Annotated in this window: 1 pseudogene; it reads right to left on the bottom strand. The window is 65.6% G+C overall.

Going from position 1 to position 299, the window contains the following annotated elements:
* Positions 1 to 43: 43 nt before the first annotated feature.
* A pseudogene (locus BK665_RS33560) lies at positions 44 to 298 on the bottom strand (LTA synthase family protein); the annotation flags it as partial.
* Between the last annotated feature and the right edge of the window lies 1 nt (position 299).

The raw sequence follows: 299 nt of genomic DNA, 5'->3' as shown, positions 1-299 counted from the left end.
CGGCCAGCCAGGGATGGGCGAAGCCGCCGCTGGTGGAGTTTTAGACGAATTGCGGGTCGATCAGGTAAAGCGCGTCCGAAGGGGTGGGCATCCGTCCCACGGCGCTGACCAACTCGATGCTGGCCAGCGTCAAGGCACTCCAGGCCAGCAATACCGGGAGGGCCAGCCACCAGGGACGGCGGTAAAGCAACGCGATCAGCAAACCGCCGATGCCCAGGTCCGAGAGATAGCCCAGTGGGTCGGACCAGTCCAACGCCAGGCGCAGGCCTATCGGGACGAGTAGTCCGCAGCCCATCAGG

It is taken from the genome of Pseudomonas frederiksbergensis, from assembly GCF_003732665.1.
In the GTDB taxonomy this organism is placed as follows: Bacteria; Pseudomonadota; Gammaproteobacteria; order Pseudomonadales; family Pseudomonadaceae; genus Aquipseudomonas; species Aquipseudomonas frederiksbergensis_G.
Note: the sequence above shows the minus strand (reverse complement) of the source record. Positions and strands in the feature narration are given on the sequence as shown.